Here is a 16960-nt window from a genome sequence, read left to right as displayed (position 1 = left end):
AATACCGGCTCAATTTTCAACAACCCGGCTCCAAGCGCGTATAAAAAATACGCGCTTCATTAGACATCTGTATCGTTAAGCAATCAATTTACAAGCGCCACCTCGCATCCTGGACCGAAGTACCCCCGAGGTCTTTTAGCCAAGGGCACTGCGAGAGAACGGTTCTTCGGATGATTCCTCCTGTGTATGGATGCACTGGTTCGAAAGACCGCGGCCATTCGATGACCGAGATTGCGGCGTTTGTCGCCGACGTGAAATCTGCGTTTGGCGAGCATGATGTCGATGAAACCGTGCGTCGCGGCCGAGCCGGGGAGCCGACGTTTTTTGCGTGCGAAAATGGCCGCTCGGTGGGTACCGCTAGTTCGGTGGGAAAGGATGCCTGGCGTGTTGACGGCGCCGTGCGACCGACATTACTGTGACGGTTGCGACGGGTCGTGCGTCGGTGGGGATGTACCCTGCATCGACAGATTGAATCGCTTCGCCGAGGAGAAACGATAGTGAAACAGGTTGGATGCGGGTTGCTTTTACTGGCGTGTACTTCGTCCTCCTTAGCAGGCGAGCGCTACATAGGAATCTGGAATCCGCCCGAAGCTCGCGGGGGGATTGCACCAGGGAGCAGGCGCGCCAAAGTCGCTTACGCGGAAGCGGCGTGTGCCCCATCTGATAAAAACACGTGCGCGTCGCACGCCGACCATCGCCACAAAGCTGGCTGCGAGGCAGGGAACTGCCGGTGCAGGTACGCGACGCGTTACGCCTGACGTGTCGGAAATTCCCCGTCTGATAACGCCTGAGGGAAACGTGCTGCGCGTTGACGCGCACGAATCGCATGTTGAGGTCGTGCGCTGATGGAATCGGGAAGCTACAAGGGCTACCGTATCTTCGGTCACGCCATTCTTCAACAAGAGGATATCCTTTCGCCTGAGCGATATGCAGGCAGCAGGACCATCACACGAGACACATAGATGGTTGAAGCCTCCGGGTACTCGGCGTATTCGATACGGAAGAAGAGGCCCAGTTCGCGAGGCTTCCTACGCTATCAGTCGACGATTCACGCATCGACGCGGCCTTCGTATCGACACTACTTCCTCGTATCATTCACAAACTCTTGCATGCCGGTACACTTATCGCGACCACCGGCAATCTCTCGAGACGCCCGTCAACAACTTTCAACTGCGTCACAGTTAGCTCCATCGGCTTGCCAATATCGGCACCGGTTGTGACTTCGTAGTCCGCAGATGCCTCGGGCGTGAACTGAGCAAACTTGGCCGAGCTGTACATCACGAACCCGTTACCGTGCGACCACTGTGAACCGAACTCGAGGGGAATTCCCGCCTTGACCCGAACTTCGGCGTAAGTGAGCTTCGATACGTCCGGGATATCATTGGGCATATCGAGCTTTGGCGGCGGAGATAGCGCCGAATTCAAATTCAGTGTGTTGTGCTGATACGTAATGAATGCAAGCGACCGTGTGGCCGGGTCCATCTTGAAGTGACACGTTGCTTGAGTGTATTGAAGCACGTTGTCGTTTCCGTCTCCGACGAAACGGAAGCGCACCCGGGCACTCGTGTCATTCGGACCCAGCACGATATCGGTGGGAATGCAGGCGGCAAGTAGGGTTGTGCACACCGTGACAGCTAACAATCGTTGAAGTTGCAGGGAGTGAGGGAACCAGTTCATTTTAGGATGATTGAGATATCGCCTTCGTACGCATTTGGAAGTCCGTAGAGTGAACCATTCTCCGAGCGCGCAACTAGTCGGTCGGTGTTTGCAGATGATGCGGCGTAGACCACGATGTACTTCGCCGAAGCAGGTATGGGCGTCGTTGCAAAGTAGTAGGAGCCGCGAAGGAACTTCGAATCTCGTGCCATTGGGTTGAGCTTGTCGTCGGCAACCTCTTTGAGACCCGCGTCAAGAAAAAGAACCCGCGGTCTGAAAACCGTGGCCAGTGGCAACCAATCAGAGCTGGGGTAGGTATCTACTTCCACCGTCTTCGCTTCCACCTGGGGCAGCCGGTACGCAACAAAAGTGGCCCGACCTTCAGGGAAGTCGAACGTCGGACTCCCGTTCAGACTAATGTGCGAACGGCTGACGCCGTGTGCGTCCATCTCTTCGAAGTGAACACTCTGCCATGTGGAACAGCAGTTGGCCGGAGGCGGTGGAGCAAAGGAGATGGGCGGACGAGTTGCGCATGCGCTTGAGGCAAGAATCGCAACTAAAGCGAGCGCCTTGATGAGCACAGGAATTTTGTGGGGCGCTCCAGGCATCCAGGGGATTTTCCGCAAAAATAAGATACACATGTTTACGGCGTTGCGTCAGGAAACTTGACCCCGCGCGGTCTGCTATCCGTTCCCCAAGAGTTGAACCGGAACATCCGGGTACTGGCGGCGACGCCAGCCAACGAGCGGACCGGCGATGCACGCGGCCGACAGTCGCATCCTGATTGCGCGAGCCGACTGGCCAGGATGGAAGAGAAGCCGCTCTATTGCAAGTTGGGGCCGCAGAACAGCGGCCGCGTTACGAGGACTTGGTCTACCTGGCGCTCACGGCCAGTTTCGTACGGAGCTGGATGAGAAACGAGGTGGTTGCTGCATGGCTCGAGTCACATCATCCAAGGTGCGCTATCGCGCTTGCCCGCCTGGCGAGCAAGTCGGACTTTGCCATTGAGGCGGCCCGCCCGATGAAGCTACCTTACGCTCTCTCTGGTGGTGCAGCGGGGGCCCGCAAGAAACGTGGCAAGTAGCCCGGCACGCAACCGCAATCGACTATTCAAACCAACGAGTGCTTAGCAGCAGCGTGAGACATAGGTTGTATATTTCTCGCGCCGTCGGTGACCGGAAATCGAGGCGCAGATTCTCACAAAATAACGTGCGAACCACTTGGGGCGTGACTTCCGCTACCGATATGCCTTCGAGGTGCTGGGCAACCTCGAGCGCCCGCGTCGAAAGCATGACTCGCTGCAAGACATCGGCACCACCACCGTTCTTCCTAAGCCATATCGCGGTCGATTCCACCACGTGGTCGGATGACAACCAATCGCCAGTCATCTGTCTCGCCAGGAGATGGGATGCAACGAGATACGCAAGCAGTTCGGCACGTGCCCGAAGGTCCAGGTTAAGCGGATTGTCCATCGTGCTCATTGCAAGTGACCGCTTAACTGTCCCCGAAGGGAATCCGCGACCTTCCGCAAGATGTCAGGCAGCAGCACCTGCGCATCCAGCGGGCCGACGACGGAGTAGCCGGACCCGGACTCTCCGTCAATGACAACGACGACGGCGCACCGTGCATGTGTCATATCCCGGACGTGATTACAGGCCGCATCGAGAAGCTCCGGCGATTCGCTACTGGGTACCACTTTGGAACCTGCAATATCGGTCATCGCGGCCTCGGAGTATTGCAACCAGTATCCATTCTAGATTGCGGACCGTCCTCCTGTCATAATCCGCCGAACAGCCCACGCGCAACGGATACGTAAGGCCTGTAAGGCGCGTGGGGGCAGGTAATTGCAAGCTTTCCGTGCTACCAGAGCACAGTCATTTGCAAGGAATCTAGCTCGTGAAAGAGAAAATGACTCCCCGGGACAAACTTCCAACCGTCGTGCGACGTATGACCGCAGGAAAAATGCTCGCAAAAGGAGCGCCTGTCGCCAAGGTAGCCGAAAAGATGCAGATGGGTGTCGGAACGGTTCGGCGGTACAAGGACATCATCGACGAAGGTGGTCTTGATGCGCTGAGGAGGATGAGTATCGGCGGTCGTCCATCAGCGCTGGACGAAACGGCGTTGAAATGGATTGAAAAGGCTCTTGTGGGTTCGGCCCAAATTCACGGTTTCCCGACTGATGCATGGACAAACGGGAGGGTGCGTGAACTGGTGGCGAGCCGATACGGAGTCACGTATTCGAGAGTCTACACGTGGCAACTCGTAACGAACCTGGGCTTGGGTCACCGTCTGTCTAAGTCAGCCCGCTAGCGCCGCGCCGACTACCGTGCTTAGCCAGCCATGGTGCGCCCTGCTTACCGCTGAAGCAGGCGCTTTGAAATAAACTGAAGTTGATGGATAGCACCCACTGCTGACGCAGCTTCTTCGAGAACCGGGCACAAGCTTGTCCGCGTCAGGCAGCCAATCGGTGCTCATAGAATGGCCGCTCCCGGTCATCAAGCACGGCGTACGATGCCGCGAGGTCCGATGCTTTCGGGTTCAGCCACAAGTCGACGTTTTCCGGTTTTATGGGAATGATGCATCGGTCATGGCCAACTGCCGCAACCTCTGCAGGCGGCTCATCGGTTATCGCTGCAAACGACAACAAATCGGGCTCGCCCGGCGCCAACCATCGAGACCAAAGACAGGCGACCAGCATTAGCTCACCGTTGCTTGGACGAAATTCGAGTACGACATTTTCGTCTCGCTCATGTGTCTCTGACAACGTCCCTTCCATCTTTGCCTTGCTGACATTTTCATAGAACACGTCAACAAGCATGACGCCGTGGGTGTGCCCGAAGCATGGCTTCCAAAAGCCCTCGAGATTGTCGCGACGAGCGTTGTACGTCCCGGGATACTTCACGTCATAGGTAGCGGGCTTGCCGGCGATGCGACATTGGTAGCGCATTGGTTTAACAACTCGCCGGCCATTTTCCACAATCATGACAGGCGCGTAGTGACCCGGGAATATGCGCGAGTCACGTGCGTTCGGCTCAGCTCGCTGCATGTCTTCAAGCTTGCCCAGAGTCCAGGCGATTTTGTCTGTGGCGATTCGTTGACTTTCGATAGCGGCCTTGGTGGCCTTCGTTTGAAGCGTGCGTTCTGCATCGGCCAGCCGTTTGCGTTCCTTAAACAGGTCCTGTTCGAGCTTCGAAGTCTGGACGGAATTGAACTTGTCGATAGAGGCTTTGATTTCGCGCTCGGCGTCAGTTTGCGGTTCGTCGAAGGCGTGTTCCATCGCCTTGGGTATCTTCGCCTTGCTGACACCTTCGGCGCGTTCAAAGAACAGCCGGGTGAATTCCCCGATGTCCATGATGGCGCCGAACATGCGCACGAATTTCCGGTAGTCAGCTTGAACCTGGGCCGAGTAGCACATGAATGCCTCCGTTTCGTCTCCCTATGATACGCATTACCCAAGACGAGGCGAACCGTGCGCCCACGCCGTGGCAGCGGCCAGAAGCCGGTCGCAGTGATAGACACCCTGCGTTCGGCCGTAGTATCCGTTCAGCAAAAATTCCGACTCACGGTTGATAACCCACCCAGCAGATGAGACATGTCGACAAGCCGCTGAGCGACGAGATGTCGGACCTCACCTTCACATTGCCATGTGCCGTAGACCGCCAGCAGCGATGCGCCTAAAGCTTCCTTACGTTGTCGTTCGAAAAGGGACGGCCAGACAATCACATTGACGTTGCCAGTCTCATCTTCGAGCGTCACGAACAGCACGCCTTTCGCCGTTCCGGGTCGCTGTCGCACGGTCACAAGACCGCACCCTCGTGCCAGCCGGCCGTGGCGATAAGTACGCAGTGTCGACGCCGGCATCAACCGGTTTTCGAGCAATTGCGGCCGCAGCAGCTCAAGGGGATGGCGCCCCAGCGTCAGTCCGACAGACCGATAATCCGAGACGATGTCGTGTGCTTCTGACGGCGCGCCCAACTCAGGCGTCTCGTCCTGCACCGGTGCGCTGGCAAGCATGTCCTTGTCGGGAACGGCCGCGACCGACTGCCAGAGCGCTTCCCTGCGGTTTCCCGCGAGCGAAGCCAACGCGTTAGCGTCGGCAAGAGCATGGAGGTCTTTCCGGTCGAGCTGTGCTCTGCGCGCAAGGTCGCTGACGCTTCCGAAGGCGCGAACTGCGCGCGCGTTCACGATTCTTTCTGCCGCGCCGTCCTTCATGCCGCGAAGCAGTGACAGCCCGAGACGCACGGCCGGTCTGGTCGCGTCAGCAAAACGTTCGAGCGATGAATCCCACCCGCTGATAGTCACGTCAACCGGAAGCACCGTGACGCCATGACGCTGCGCGTCCTGCACCAGTTGCGAAGGTGAGTAAAAGCCCATGGGCTGCGAGTTCAGCATCGCTGTGAGGAACGCTTCGGGTTCGTGGCACTTTAACCAGCTGCTCGCGTAGACAAGCAGCGCAAAGCTGGCGGCATGGCTTTCTGGAAAACCATACTCACCGAAGCCCTTAATCTGCTCAAAGATTGATTCTGCGAAGGCCAGGTCGTACCCGCGTTCCTGCATGCCGACCACTATGCGGTTGTAGTATTTTTCCAGACCGCCCTTGCGCTTCCATGCAGCCATTGCTCTCCGCAAGCCATCGGCCTCGCCCGGAGTAAAACCGGCTGCCAGGATGGCGACCTGCATAACCTGCTCCTGGAAAATCGGTACCCCAAGGGTCCGGCCAAGAGCAACTTTGAGGGCATCGCTCGGATAAGTGACCGGCTCAAATCCCTGGCGGCGTTGGAGGTAGGGATGAACGGCGCCGCCCTGAATCGGACCGGGTCGCACGATGGCGACCTCGATAACCAGGTCGTAAAAAGTGCGCGGCTGCATTCGCGGCAACATGCTCATCTGCGCTCGCGATTCAATCTGAAACACTCCGACCGTGTCCGCAACTGAAATCATTTTGTACGTGGCAGGGTCTTCGGCAGGTATGTCCTGCATCTCGAAACGTTCGCCGCGCTGCTCCGACACCAAGTCGAGCGTGCGGCGAATCGCGGACAGCATCCCGAGTGCGAGGACATCAATCTTCAGCAAGCCCAGTGACTCAAGGTCGTCTTTGTCCCATTCAATCACACTGCGGTCTGCCATCGCGGCGTTTTCAACGGGGACGAGGCGCGTGAGCTTGCCGCGACTGATGACAAAGCCACCCGAGTGCTGCGACAGGTGCCGTGGAAAGCCGAGCAGTTGGGAGGCAAGTCTTGCCCACGCCTGGATAAGCGGCTTCTCCGGGTCAAGGCCGGATTCCGCGAAGCGCTTCAACAGGTCTTCACTGGTATCGAACCAGTGATGCGACTTCGCCACCAGGTCGACAATCTGCGGGTCAACGCCGAGTGCCTTTCCCGTTTCGCGCAACGCTCCGCGTGGCCGATACGTCGACACCGCGGCCGCAATCGCTGCGCGGTCGCGGCCATATTTCTGGTAGATGTATTGAATGACTTCTTCGCGTCGCTGGTGCTCGAAATCGACGTCAATGTCAGGCGGCTCCCCACGTTCCTTCGAGATAAATCGCTCGAACAGCATGTTGCCGCGGGCGGGGTCCACCTCCGTCACCCCAAGGCAATAGCAGACGGCAGAGTTTGCGGCAGAGCCTCGGCCTTGACACAGAATGTGCTGGCTACGAGCGAAGCGCACGATGTCGTAGACCGTGAGAAAGTACGGTTCGTACCCGAGGTCGGCTATCAGCTCCAGTTCGTGTTCAATCTGCTCCTGCACTCTGTGCGGGATGCCCGAGGGAAAACGTCGCTGTGCGCCTATATACGTTTCCTGCCGGAGATATGAGACTGGCGTTGTGCCGGCGGGCACCAGTTCGTCGGGATATTCGTAGCGCAACTCATCGAGCGAAAACGTGCAGCGATTCGCAATGTCAACAGTCGCGGCGAGCGCATCATCCGGATAGAGGTTCGCAAGTCGCAACCGCGAGCGCAAGTGCTGCTCGGCATTCGGCGCGAGGTCATAGCCGCATTCGTGAACAGGCCTGCCGACGCGGATAGCCGTCATTGTGTCTTGCAGAGGCTTCCTGGAGCGCACATGCATCACAACGTCGCCGAGCGCCACCACAGGCACGTCGAAGTTGCGAGCAACAAATTCGACCGCACCTCGGTGAATGTCGTCCATCGCCCTCTGGTGAAGCACGAGACCGACCCACGCGCGACCGATGAACGTGTCATCGAGCCACTCGACCTGCGCTTCCAGAGCATCCTCTTTCGCAGGGAAATCTGGCACAAGAATCGCAAGACAATCGGGTACTCCCAGCAGATGACGATACTCTTTGTCTGGTCGCGAAAGGTCCTGCGGAGTCAGTCGATATTCGCCCTTCGGCGCGCGCGTCCGGGCGAGCGTGATGAGTTCGGAAAGGTTACCGTATCCCTCACGGTTCCTTGCGAGCAGAATCAGTCCGAACGCTGGCGACCCGTCGGCATTCACCAGACGGAAGTACGAGCCAACGATAAACGGTAGCCCGACTTTCTTTGCGGCCACGTGAGCCCGGACGACGCCGGCGAGTGAGCACTCATCCGTTACGGCGAGCGCAGCGTAGCCCAGTTGCGCCGCGCGCTCCGCAAGCTCCTCTGCATGCGAAGCACCTCGCAAAAACGAAAAGTTTGAACGGCAAAAAAGCTCGGCGTACGCCGGAAGGATATTGAAGGTCGTGTCCACAGCACGTCACCCGAAGAGGCCGTGGAGGAACCAGCGCTGCTCTTCTTCGGCGTCACGACTGCTGACGCGCTCCCGGTAAATCCAGTAGCAGCTCGTGTCTTCTCCCTGCGCGACAAAATAATCGCGCGTGACGAGCTCGCCATCGAACCAGCCGGCCTCAATGCGCTCACCGGGCGACACCATCCGCAGCGGCGAACCATAAAACGGTCGGTGCTTGCGCATCAACAGGCGGACAGGGGTATCGAGCATCCACGTAGGCCTTGGCAGACCTTCTGGAAGCGTGTCTGATTTTCGTTTTTGCGAAACTGGAATCCAGTGGTTTGCAACTTCGGGACGATGGTCGGCCGTGGGCGCCGGCCGCAGGACGTTATCTTCTCCGAGCCGTGCGACAAGCAGTTCGAGCAGTTTCTGGTGGTCTTCTTTAGAGCCACCAGGTTCAGGGAACAGCGTGTCAGACGCTGGCGCCGCAGACTCGACGTTCGTGGCGTCAAGGCACAGGGCAATCATCGGCGCGGCAAGTTCAATCCGATGCAACCGTTCTTTCAATAGTCTGACCAGGTGCTCCTCGCGCCAAGTCGGCTCGCCCAGCGCGATGTCGACGATGGTTGGCTCAATGGCATCACGCCCACGCTCATGCTCGAGCGAAAGGCGCACGCCTGTGACAGCAAGTTGTTTGGCGCAGAGCCATCCGCATAGCTGGACTATGAGTCTGTGCGCAGCGAAGACCGCTCCGTCCGCGTGCTCGAGTCGGTCCGGCATCTCGATGCGCGCGGAAAATGTCGGTGGCAACTCAAGCCAATCGAACAGCTCTGGGGCACTACCGAAGGCACGGTCGAGGGAGTCCAGCAGGTGCTCGCCACATCGACGCTGAAGTCCTGCACGCGGCAGGCGTCGTATGTCTGCGATAGTCTCGCAGCCAAGGCCATTGAACCAGTCAAAAAATGGACGGACCTCGGGGACCGCTGTCATTGGCAATGCGGACAGACGATGCTCGAGCGAGGCAAGCTTCAACACTCTCCGATTCCCATACTTTGCGAGCAACCAGGCGCCTTGGCCAGTCGGCGCTGCGCTGATGCGTGCGGTGAAGCCGAGGGCACCCAGGACAGCCTTCGCCTCACGACTCAGCACAAGCAGGCCGCCGAAAAGACGCAAGCTCGCACCGACTTCGACGACGACCGTTGCTTCGTCGAGCAGCGCGACTTCGGGCGAGAAGCGCATCAGCGCGATTCCAACCTCGCGCTGCGCTGCGCCTTCGCGACCTATTTCGCGTTCATGCATCTCAGTCTCGGGCGACAACGTCAGCACTCCGCCGCGCTTCATTCCGAGCCGCACACCGGCCAGACGCGCCGTGGCATCTGCAATGACCACTTTGTCTTTCTCGAGCACGGCGCTGCCGTGCGCAGGCTCAGGTGACCACTTCGGTCTGAAGACCTCGAGCGGCAACTTCGGCAGGTGAACGGCGAGAAAAACGCGCATGTCGGGAAAGCAGAACAGGGGTTGGTTGGAGAGGAATCGACAAGGGCTCTGCGCGAGAGGGCCCTCGTCGTTTCACGATGTCCACGGTCAGACCGTCAGATGATGGTCTGAGCGCAAGCCGCAGCAGCGCCGGTGATGCATCCTGCGCGGAAGCCAGTGGCCGCACCATCACGAACAACGTCTCGGATGACTGGGCAGCCAAGTGCAATCGCCGAAGCGACGAAGCCTGCGCGTACTGCGTCCAGAAAATCACCGCTCCGCAACTGCCTGCGCGAAGAATCTGCTCCGTCGACCAGAGCGCATCCGCAGTTTTCTGCGCGTTCACGCGAAGCACCTGGTCCAGAGACAGCCCGATGTAGCTAAGCCCCAAGCCGTCTGGAGTATGCGGTGGCTGCACGAACGCGACCGGCCGATTTCCTGCGGCGGTGAGCGCTGGACGCAGCAGGCGCAGTTCGCCTACGCCCGCCTGCTGGACCAGCAGGTCCACCAACGCCCCAACGGGCCACCCGCCGCCCGGCAGTTCCGCCGACAGTGCCGGATACCCAGTCTCGACAACCCTTCCGCGGCTGCGTGCGAGCTGCGACGCCCGCCAGAGGGACGGATGTATCTCTTCAGCAAGGACGTTGGCGACGGACATTGGCGGCTCAAAAAGCTGTATATTTATACAGTATCGTACACGCAAATCTACGCAAGAGAACTGGCACTTTTTAATGCGGGTTGGTTCACGGGTGTGGTCGGAAGCAGCCCGTGCAATGCCGACGATGCGTTCGCACGGGCGTTGATGTGGACGGCGTGCTTCATCCAGAGGGAGACTTCATCATGAGAGCGGGCGAGTGGGTTCGGGAATCGGAACGGGAATCAAAGCTTGTGGACGCATTGTTTAAGGCGCGCCTCCTAATCTCGATGCATAACGGCATGACAGTGCGCTGTGACGGCGAAGAATGGGCACTTGATTTCGGCACGGAACTGACGCAGATTGACGCTGCGCTAAAGAAAGCCGGCATCGATACGCAACGTCTTAAGCAGTAGGGACAGTCGATGCCACACGCGGGGGGAAGACCGCGAAAAGGTGTGACTATGCAATCCGTTTGCGCAACAATCGCGCCGACGGGTCCGGTTCCACGTCGGTTGCCTAGCCAACGTCTTGGCTGCTAAGAGTGGCTGAACCGAGCTATATGCAAGGAGAAACTGTGAAGAGAATTGGACTTGCTTTACTTGTAGCCACTGCTACGCCGAGTGCGTTCGCGGTCGGGACGTGTACGGAAATCTGGAATCCGCCAGAGGCACGTGCGACTATGCCCCGGCACATAAAGGCTGAACACAAGTTTGCGAGTCACCGACATACGGTTCCGCACGCGGTCAAGGTGCATGCCCGGCGCATGCCGACATTCGCGCCAAGTCTCGTGGCAAAGCAACGCCGCATGCAAGATGTCGCGCCGGCGAAAGAACCGGACATGTCTGAGATTCCTCGTCAGATAACTCCCGAAGGCAATGTATTTCGGGTGACCGGGCGCGGCGCATCTGCCGAAGTCGCTCGCTGATGGAGCCGCAGTTCTACCATGGCTACAGCGTTTGGGGGCACGCCATCCTGCAGCAGGATGGCATTCTCGAACCGGAGCGTTATGCGGCCAGCGGGACGATAACCTTGAGCGGCAAGATGGTCGAATCTTCCGGCATCCTCGACTACTTCGATTCCGAAGAGGAAGCGCGGCATGCGGGCCTGGAGTGGGCGCGAGCGTGGATTGATAGCCACAGGTAGACGTTTTGGACTCGAGCCGAACACGAATTCATTCCAGTTGCGCCGTCAAACACCGGCCAAGCTGCTTTGCCTGCGCTATCAATGAGCCGTACGCTGCGATTTCGTAGTGCTCCACCTTCTGTGCAGCAGCGATTAGCGCGGTGTTCAGTACTGGCCCTTTTCGATTTCTTCAATCTACTCCTGGCCCTTCTCAACCAAGCTTTCTATGGCGACGCACAACCCCGCTTGAGTTTGATTGCGCAAGTTTCGACAACCTGGTCAATTCTTTCAATCTGGCCTTGCGTTTCTTAAAGGTAAGTTTCGAACGCCGTTCGGAGTTCCGGCGTGGTCGCCGCCCGTGCCATCTTGGGAAGCGACTTTGTCATCTGCCTCCCGGCGCTATAAATGTCGGACAGCGAATGAATAAACGAAGCATTGAATGTCTTCGTTGGCATCTCCCTCCTTCGCTCTATGATGAACCGCAATCGCAATCGCAAGCAAAAGCGGCGTGCGCGCAGCTCCGCAAGCAGTGTTTCCGTCTTGGTACATGCCCGTCTTTCAACGGCGCCGGCGCTGGAACTCCGGGGCGCCTGGTTGGGTCACGGGTGTTGCAAAGTTACCGGAGCTAATGATGCGATGTTCGCGGCTCGGTAGTCACGTGCTCGTCCGCATCGATGACTATGTCTGCGACGGTTGGGTTCTACAAACCCGCTTCTGTCTGTTGCAAGGTCGACTCTGCGTCCTGCCCGTCCAACTGCTGCCGGGCTTTCTGCCAGTACTCCTCGGCGCGCCCGTCGGGACTTCCGTCCTGTTCCCAAAGGTAAAACGCAAGTGTGCGAATCTGCTCCTCGGTAACCGGCATATCCATTTCCGAACTCCAATAGGTTGTCCAACGTGTTTGGGGTGTTGCTGTCAGGACGTTTTCCCGCGAGAGGTTAGAGCGAACGCGCCCGCCCTCCGCTAAACAGGCGCAGGACCGCAAGCAGGATGACGGCTCCGATAAGCGCGGTCACCAGTGAGCCGATGACGCCACTCCCTATATGCAAGCCGAGGAATCCGCCAAGCCATCCTCCGATAAACGCGCCAACAATCCCTACGATGATGTCGACCAGGATGCCGAAGCCTCCACCGTCAACAATGCGGCCGGCCAAAGCGCCAGCGATGCCACCAATAATCAGCCAGAAAATGATTCCATGCGAAACGGGGTCCATATTCTTCTCCTCAGTTTAGTCTGCGGGTGGTCGGCAATAAGCGGCCGGCGGGTGACTACGCGAAGGATTTAAGCAAACGCCGTTCCTGTACGTGCCCCATCGACGCCGACCGCAAATACGTCCGCGCGGTTCCAGATTGTCTTGCGACGCCGCGTGAAGCGTCGAAGATGTCGAAGGAGCTTATTGAATCGGCGGCACAACCCCTAACTTCTCCGCGAGCATCCGCTCGTACACGCCGAAGTGGAGGTCCACCTCTTCCTGGGTTACCGTCTGAACAAAAATGTTCACCTGTTCGGGATGCAAACCCATCACCGTTGTGACCGCCGCTTCAAGTTGCGGCGCACAGATGCGGTCCTCCGCCAGCGTCGTGCCAATCGTGATGTCGTAGCTCTTCTCCTGTCTGAGGACAATCTCCACGATGCGTGCGCGGGCGCTCATGTTGTTGTCAACAGCAAGGCGAACAATCTCAGCCATCTGTCGTATCGTTTTGGTCGGGAACCCTTGGGTCGAGCGTAGTCTGACCCGATGCCGGCCGATGGTTTTCCAGTCTGTATCGAATTCCATAGTGCCCTCCAGATTGAAGCGGGTGTCGGCATTTTATGGGCGTCAGCGTGCTTTTCAAGGGCCAAAATTTTTCGTCGTCGAGCCCTTGAAAATCTTGAGCGACCTACTATTTTGGAATCGCTCAGGCAGCAAGCCGTGGATACGCGGGCGCTGCATGTTTCAACTTTTTTTCTGCGGCGATGGCAAGCGAACTGGACCGCGTAAGCCAGTTCGTCTCATTGCCGCGTTAGGAGAATGCGACCATGAGTGACCTTTACTTTGGGACCGACCTCTTCCGCGAACTGGACCGGCTACAGCGACAGATGTCCGGCGTGTTTGGAAGTTTCCCCTCGAGCCTGCGCTCGAGCGCATCAGGGGCTTTTCCACCTGTCAACATCGGCACGACCGATGAGTCGATAGAGATTGTCGCGTTTGCGCCCGGCCTTGATGCTTCAAAGTTCGACGTGTCCATCGACAAGGGGCTACTTACGATAGCCGGCGAGCGCGAGCCTTCACAGCGCGCGTCGGCCGAGGCGGGGCGCCAGTACGCCCAGGAGCGATTTAGCGGTTCATTCCGCCGCGTTATCGAGCTTCCGCAGCACGCCGACCCCGACAGCGTACAGGCGCGTTACGTTGACGGTTGCCTGCTGGTTTCCGTTGGGAAGCGCGAAGCGTCGCGTCCGCGTTCCGTTACTGTTCAATGATGGGGGTGACACCATGAGCGATACAAATCAGATTGCCCAACGCGAGCAAGAAAACGTGGGCCGTCAGGAGACAGAGGAGGCATCGCGGCGGCAGATGCTGAGGCCTGCGGTTGACGTGTTTGAAGACAATCATGCCGTCACGCTGTGGGCCGACCTCCCGGGCGTATCGCGGGATAAGCTCGATATCAAGGTGCATGACGGCAATCTGTCCATCGAGGCTGAATCGGTCATCAGGACGGCGCCTAACCTCCGGCTGTCTCACGCCGAGGTGCGTGCACCGTATTTTCAGAGACGGTTCACAATTAGCGATGACTTCGATACCTCGCGCATTGAGGCAAACCTGAAGGACGGCGTCCTGAAACTGACTATCCCTCGGCGTGAAGAATCTAAACCACGCCGGATTGAGGTCAGTGCAGAGTAGGCACCAATCCTCCTGGAAGGGTAAACAGGGTGGGCGGCTTGCCGCCCACCCACGCCCGGATTTACGCTAGCTCGCCGTCTGCCGACGCCCGCGCGTATCAGGCGAAGTCTGCCGCCTCCAGGACAACTCGTCGGCCGTCCGCCGGCAATGCCTTTGTCCTGATGGCGCGGGCAATCCTCGGGTGATTCAGCTGAAAAGCGAGCAGGACTTGCTCACGCTCCTGATTGCGTGCGCCTAGATGCTCGCAAGCAGCTTCATATGACAAAGCAAATGCGTGGTAACCGAAGCTTGTGTCGTACGCCGAGAACAGCACGCCGTCGTCTTCGGAATAGATGGCAGGCGTGAACTGGATTTGTTCGCCTGTTACGCTGTCAACTGTCGAGTCCATCTGAGTGTTCCTGAAGTCGTCGGAGTGGGGCGACCGCAGCCCATGGCGTGAGGTCACGATTGGGGTGCGAGCGCAGAAAACGTATTGCAGTTGAGCCGTCATCGAACGCGAGACATTCTATCTCCCTGGCGTCGCCCGTTACGCCTGAGGACTCGTGCACTACGCCTTGGGTACGCATGAACCGCAACCCGCCTTCATGCAGCAGCTCCAGAACCGATGCGGCCCGATGAGGCCCGGCAGTCGCCTGCTCCCAGCGGTTCATCAGCGTGATTGCTACGTCAGCGTCGTGCATGGTGCCTCCAACCATTTAGCCTGGATGTGCAGCGCGAGCGCTATCGCCACACCTGTAGGGTAGCAAAAAATGGTGCAATTCATCACGCCTCCGCTAGTGTTCGATTGCCGAACTTTCGGCGAGGTGCACATGCGTTGAGTGGCCGCTTGCAACTGCGACGGCACGCATTGGTAGAGTGCATTCAGGCCAGCACTCGGGCCTTTTGAGCGGCTCGGACGTTGTCCTTCCGGCGGCCGGTTTCTATCGACTCACGCACAACCTTTTGCCCCGCAAGGACGTCGCCAAGTTCGAGTTGAATCAGAATACCCTTCAAGGCGATGACGTTTAGGCGAAGTTTCTGACGAGGCGTTCTTCGGGAACTGGGTCGCTTCGGCTAGCTGCCGCCGGCATCGGTACACTTATTGCGCAATCGTTGAAAAAATTCATGGACGTATGCCATGCGGACGGTTTTGCTGGTTGAGGATGTGGCTGAAATCCGGGCGGTATTCCAACTCTTACTGGAGGAGCTTGGGCATCGCGTACTGACGGCAGAGAACGGAGTGGAGGGTTTCCTAACAGCCGCGAAACGATTACCTGATTTGATTGTCACCGATTGGACTATGCCGGAATTGGACGGAGTTGGTCTCTGTGAACGACTGAAAAAATATCCGGCGCTCGCCCTCATACCGGTCGTGATGGTTTCGGCTCTTCCCCTCCCCGTCGTAGAAACGAAGCTTTGGGATGCCTATTTGCGCAAACCGGTGACCCCACTCACCTTGAAGTCGAAGGTTAAAAGGCTGCTGGCGAGACGGTTTAAGGGCACAGTCACAAATTCGCTCACGCCGCTTGACGCCGAAGCACGTTTGGCTCCGGTGCCATCAAAATGCTGGCCCTAATTAGCTGCAGCGTAACCGGAAGCCCATCAGATACAACAGGTCCGAGTAAATCACCGCACGCCGGTCCTTGCAGTGCGGGACAACGAACACTACCGGTAGGCCAGCTACGCTTTAAATCGAACGTGCGCCAGACAAAAGTAAGTTTGACAGAATTCCTTTCAATATGTAGTCCAAACGATTCAACATCCGGAATTATATGCGGCGGCCTCACCTTCTCCATCTGTAATACCTGTAGCGGCCACACGGCGACGCCCTCATCCCTCGCGAAAATGCGACCAGGCACTCTGTAGTGAGGGACCCAACCTGCCGACATATCCCAAACCTGCTTCCTGACGGGCGTCGCAATCACGTCGGCAATATTTTGTGTCCGATACTTTCGCGGTAGCATCTTCCAACGTCTCCTCCATGTCCCCGCCGATATGGTTCAGCCCGCCCCGTGCGGGCTATTTTTTGTCCATTCGCTGGCAGAGCTATCTTCCAGGCGCGTGAGCAGTTGAAAGCTTGATTCCGTCGCCCCAAAATCAAGCGGGCACTCTTGATAAATCAATGGACATGACGACGACAGCGTGAGTCGGCTTTGTCGAGCCTCCCGCCGGTTCGAGCGATAGTTGCCCGTTGTTAGGTATCAACTTTTCGGTATTCGTCGCACCAAAGATGATGGCTTGTGACGCTGCGAAATATCCCGTCAAGCGCAAACGCGAGCTGACCTACGGTGAGGAGCGAACCAATGATGCTAGCGCACTTGCGCCGCTGCCATCTCGTCGGTCTCGCTTACCGGTACGATAAATGCTAAAGCCATCTTGGATTTTTTTGACAAAAAATTCCCCGCGCCGGCTGGCAAGCAGGCTCACCACGCGAGGAAACACTTTTACAGTAAGAAATTACATTGATTGCAATAATGCCCTGAGGTGGCCGGCAACCGGCTGACCTGAAGGGTTCGGGGGCTGAACCGCTTGCGGAACC

General features: G+C 58.0%; 18 protein-coding genes and 1 pseudogene. 7 read left to right on the top strand and 12 right to left on the bottom strand.

All coding sequences use genetic code 11. The annotated features are described in order from the left end of the window. Positions 1 to 221: 221 nt before the first annotated feature. The gene (locus tag GGD40_RS27485; RefSeq protein WP_179745781.1) at positions 222 to 419 is read left to right on the top strand and encodes a hypothetical protein; all 198 of its coding nucleotides are present in this window, start codon (positions 222 to 224) and stop codon (positions 417 to 419) included. 676 nt (positions 420 to 1095) lie between these two features. On the opposite strand, the gene GGD40_RS27480 is transcribed toward GGD40_RS27485, so the two are convergent. From GGD40_RS27480 to GGD40_RS27470, 3 genes are all read right to left on the bottom strand, one after another. After that, entirely contained in the window at positions 1096 to 1677 is a 582-nt protein-coding gene (locus tag GGD40_RS27480) for a hypothetical protein (RefSeq protein ID WP_179745780.1), read from the bottom strand. Then, entirely contained in the window at positions 1674 to 2297 is a 624-nt protein-coding gene (locus GGD40_RS27475) for a hypothetical protein (protein WP_218901323.1), read from the bottom strand. Before GGD40_RS27475 ends, GGD40_RS27480 begins: the two co-directional genes overlap by 4 nt. A gap of 465 nt (positions 2298 to 2762) precedes the next feature. After that, entirely contained in the window at positions 2763 to 3128 is a 366-nt protein-coding gene (locus GGD40_RS27470; protein WP_179745778.1) for a hypothetical protein, read from the bottom strand. A gap of 424 nt (positions 3129 to 3552) precedes the next feature. Between GGD40_RS27470 and GGD40_RS27465 the strand changes: the two genes are divergently transcribed. After that, positions 3553 to 3966 carry a helix-turn-helix domain-containing protein gene (locus GGD40_RS27465; protein ID WP_373565368.1) on the top strand — a complete coding sequence of 138 codons (414 nt, stop codon included), beginning with the start codon at positions 3553 to 3555 and terminating at the stop codon, positions 3964 to 3966. Between the two features lie 142 nt (positions 3967 to 4108). Here the strand turns inward: GGD40_RS27465 and GGD40_RS27460 are convergent, their stop codons facing one another. The 4 genes from GGD40_RS27460 to imuA form a co-directional block, all read right to left on the bottom strand. Then, the gene (locus GGD40_RS27460; RefSeq protein ID WP_179745777.1) at positions 4109 to 5071 is read right to left on the bottom strand and encodes an SOS response-associated peptidase family protein; all 963 of its coding nucleotides are present in this window, start codon (positions 5069 to 5071) and stop codon (positions 4109 to 4111) included. Positions 5072 to 5199: 128 nt separating this feature from the next. Then, a complete protein-coding gene (locus GGD40_RS27455; RefSeq protein WP_179745776.1) occupies positions 5200 to 8349 on the bottom strand; it encodes an error-prone DNA polymerase in 3150 nt (1049 codons plus the stop codon). Between the two features lie 6 nt (positions 8350 to 8355). Further along, complete coding sequence (locus tag GGD40_RS27450; protein WP_179745775.1) at positions 8356 to 9825, bottom strand: Y-family DNA polymerase; 1470 nt, start codon at positions 9823 to 9825, stop codon at positions 8356 to 8358. Then, positions 9755 to 10462, bottom strand: a complete 708-nt coding sequence (imuA, locus tag GGD40_RS27445; RefSeq protein ID WP_179745774.1) for a translesion DNA synthesis-associated protein ImuA — start codon at positions 10460 to 10462, stop codon at positions 9755 to 9757. The genes GGD40_RS27450 and imuA overlap by 71 nt, the downstream gene beginning before the upstream one ends. A gap of 182 nt (positions 10463 to 10644) precedes the next feature. On the opposite strand from imuA, the gene GGD40_RS27440 reads away from it, so the two are divergent. Together GGD40_RS27440 and GGD40_RS27435 are read left to right on the top strand one after the other, a co-directional pair. After that, positions 10645 to 10854 (top strand): hypothetical protein, encoded by a 210-nt coding sequence (locus GGD40_RS27440; RefSeq protein ID WP_179745773.1) that lies wholly within the window; start codon positions 10645 to 10647, stop codon positions 10852 to 10854. Positions 10855 to 11365: 511 nt separating this feature from the next. Continuing rightward, on the top strand, positions 11366 to 11584 hold the full coding sequence (locus tag GGD40_RS27435; RefSeq protein WP_179745772.1) for a hypothetical protein: 219 nt from the start codon (positions 11366 to 11368) through the stop codon (positions 11582 to 11584). A gap of 55 nt (positions 11585 to 11639) precedes the next feature. On the opposite strand, the pseudogene GGD40_RS27430 reads toward GGD40_RS27435, so the two are convergent. The 4 genes and pseudogenes from GGD40_RS27430 to GGD40_RS27415 form a co-directional block, all read right to left on the bottom strand. Beyond that, positions 11640 to 12018: pseudogene (locus GGD40_RS27430) on the bottom strand (YciE/YciF ferroxidase family protein); the annotation flags it as partial. 245 nt (positions 12019 to 12263) lie between these two features. Continuing rightward, positions 12264 to 12431, bottom strand: a complete 168-nt coding sequence (locus GGD40_RS27425) for a DUF2934 domain-containing protein (RefSeq protein WP_179745771.1) — start codon at positions 12429 to 12431, stop codon at positions 12264 to 12266. Positions 12432 to 12498: 67 nt separating this feature from the next. After that, positions 12499 to 12774 carry a GlsB/YeaQ/YmgE family stress response membrane protein gene (locus GGD40_RS27420; RefSeq protein ID WP_179745770.1) on the bottom strand — a complete coding sequence of 92 codons (276 nt, stop codon included), beginning with the start codon at positions 12772 to 12774 and terminating at the stop codon, positions 12499 to 12501. Between the two features lie 180 nt (positions 12775 to 12954). After that, positions 12955 to 13338 (bottom strand): hypothetical protein, encoded by a 384-nt coding sequence (locus GGD40_RS27415; protein WP_179745769.1) that lies wholly within the window; start codon positions 13336 to 13338, stop codon positions 12955 to 12957. A 242-nt stretch (positions 13339 to 13580) separates the two neighbouring features. Here GGD40_RS27415 and GGD40_RS27410 point away from each other — a divergent pair, with 242 nt between their 5' ends. Both GGD40_RS27410 and GGD40_RS27405 read left to right on the top strand, forming a co-directional pair. Next, positions 13581 to 14021, top strand: a complete 441-nt coding sequence (locus GGD40_RS27410; protein WP_179745768.1) for an Hsp20/alpha crystallin family protein — start codon at positions 13581 to 13583, stop codon at positions 14019 to 14021. A gap of 13 nt (positions 14022 to 14034) precedes the next feature. Beyond that, a complete protein-coding gene (locus GGD40_RS27405) occupies positions 14035 to 14442 on the top strand; it encodes an Hsp20/alpha crystallin family protein (protein WP_179745767.1) in 408 nt (135 codons plus the stop codon). A 97-nt stretch (positions 14443 to 14539) separates the two neighbouring features. On the opposite strand, the gene GGD40_RS27400 is transcribed toward GGD40_RS27405, so the two are convergent. Further along, positions 14540 to 14830, bottom strand: a complete 291-nt coding sequence (locus GGD40_RS27400; protein ID WP_257030604.1) for a hypothetical protein — start codon at positions 14828 to 14830, stop codon at positions 14540 to 14542. 729 nt (positions 14831 to 15559) lie between these two features. Between GGD40_RS27400 and GGD40_RS27395 the strand changes: the two genes are divergently transcribed. Further along, positions 15560 to 15997: a response regulator gene (locus tag GGD40_RS27395; protein WP_179745766.1), complete on the top strand. Its 438-nt coding sequence runs from the start codon at positions 15560 to 15562 to the stop codon at positions 15995 to 15997. Positions 15998 to 16960 lie beyond the last annotated feature (963 nt).

The sequence above is a fragment of the Paraburkholderia bryophila genome (assembly GCF_013409255.1).
Taxonomy (GTDB): domain Bacteria; phylum Pseudomonadota; class Gammaproteobacteria; order Burkholderiales; family Burkholderiaceae; genus Paraburkholderia.
This window is presented reverse-complemented; position numbering and strand designations above follow the sequence as displayed.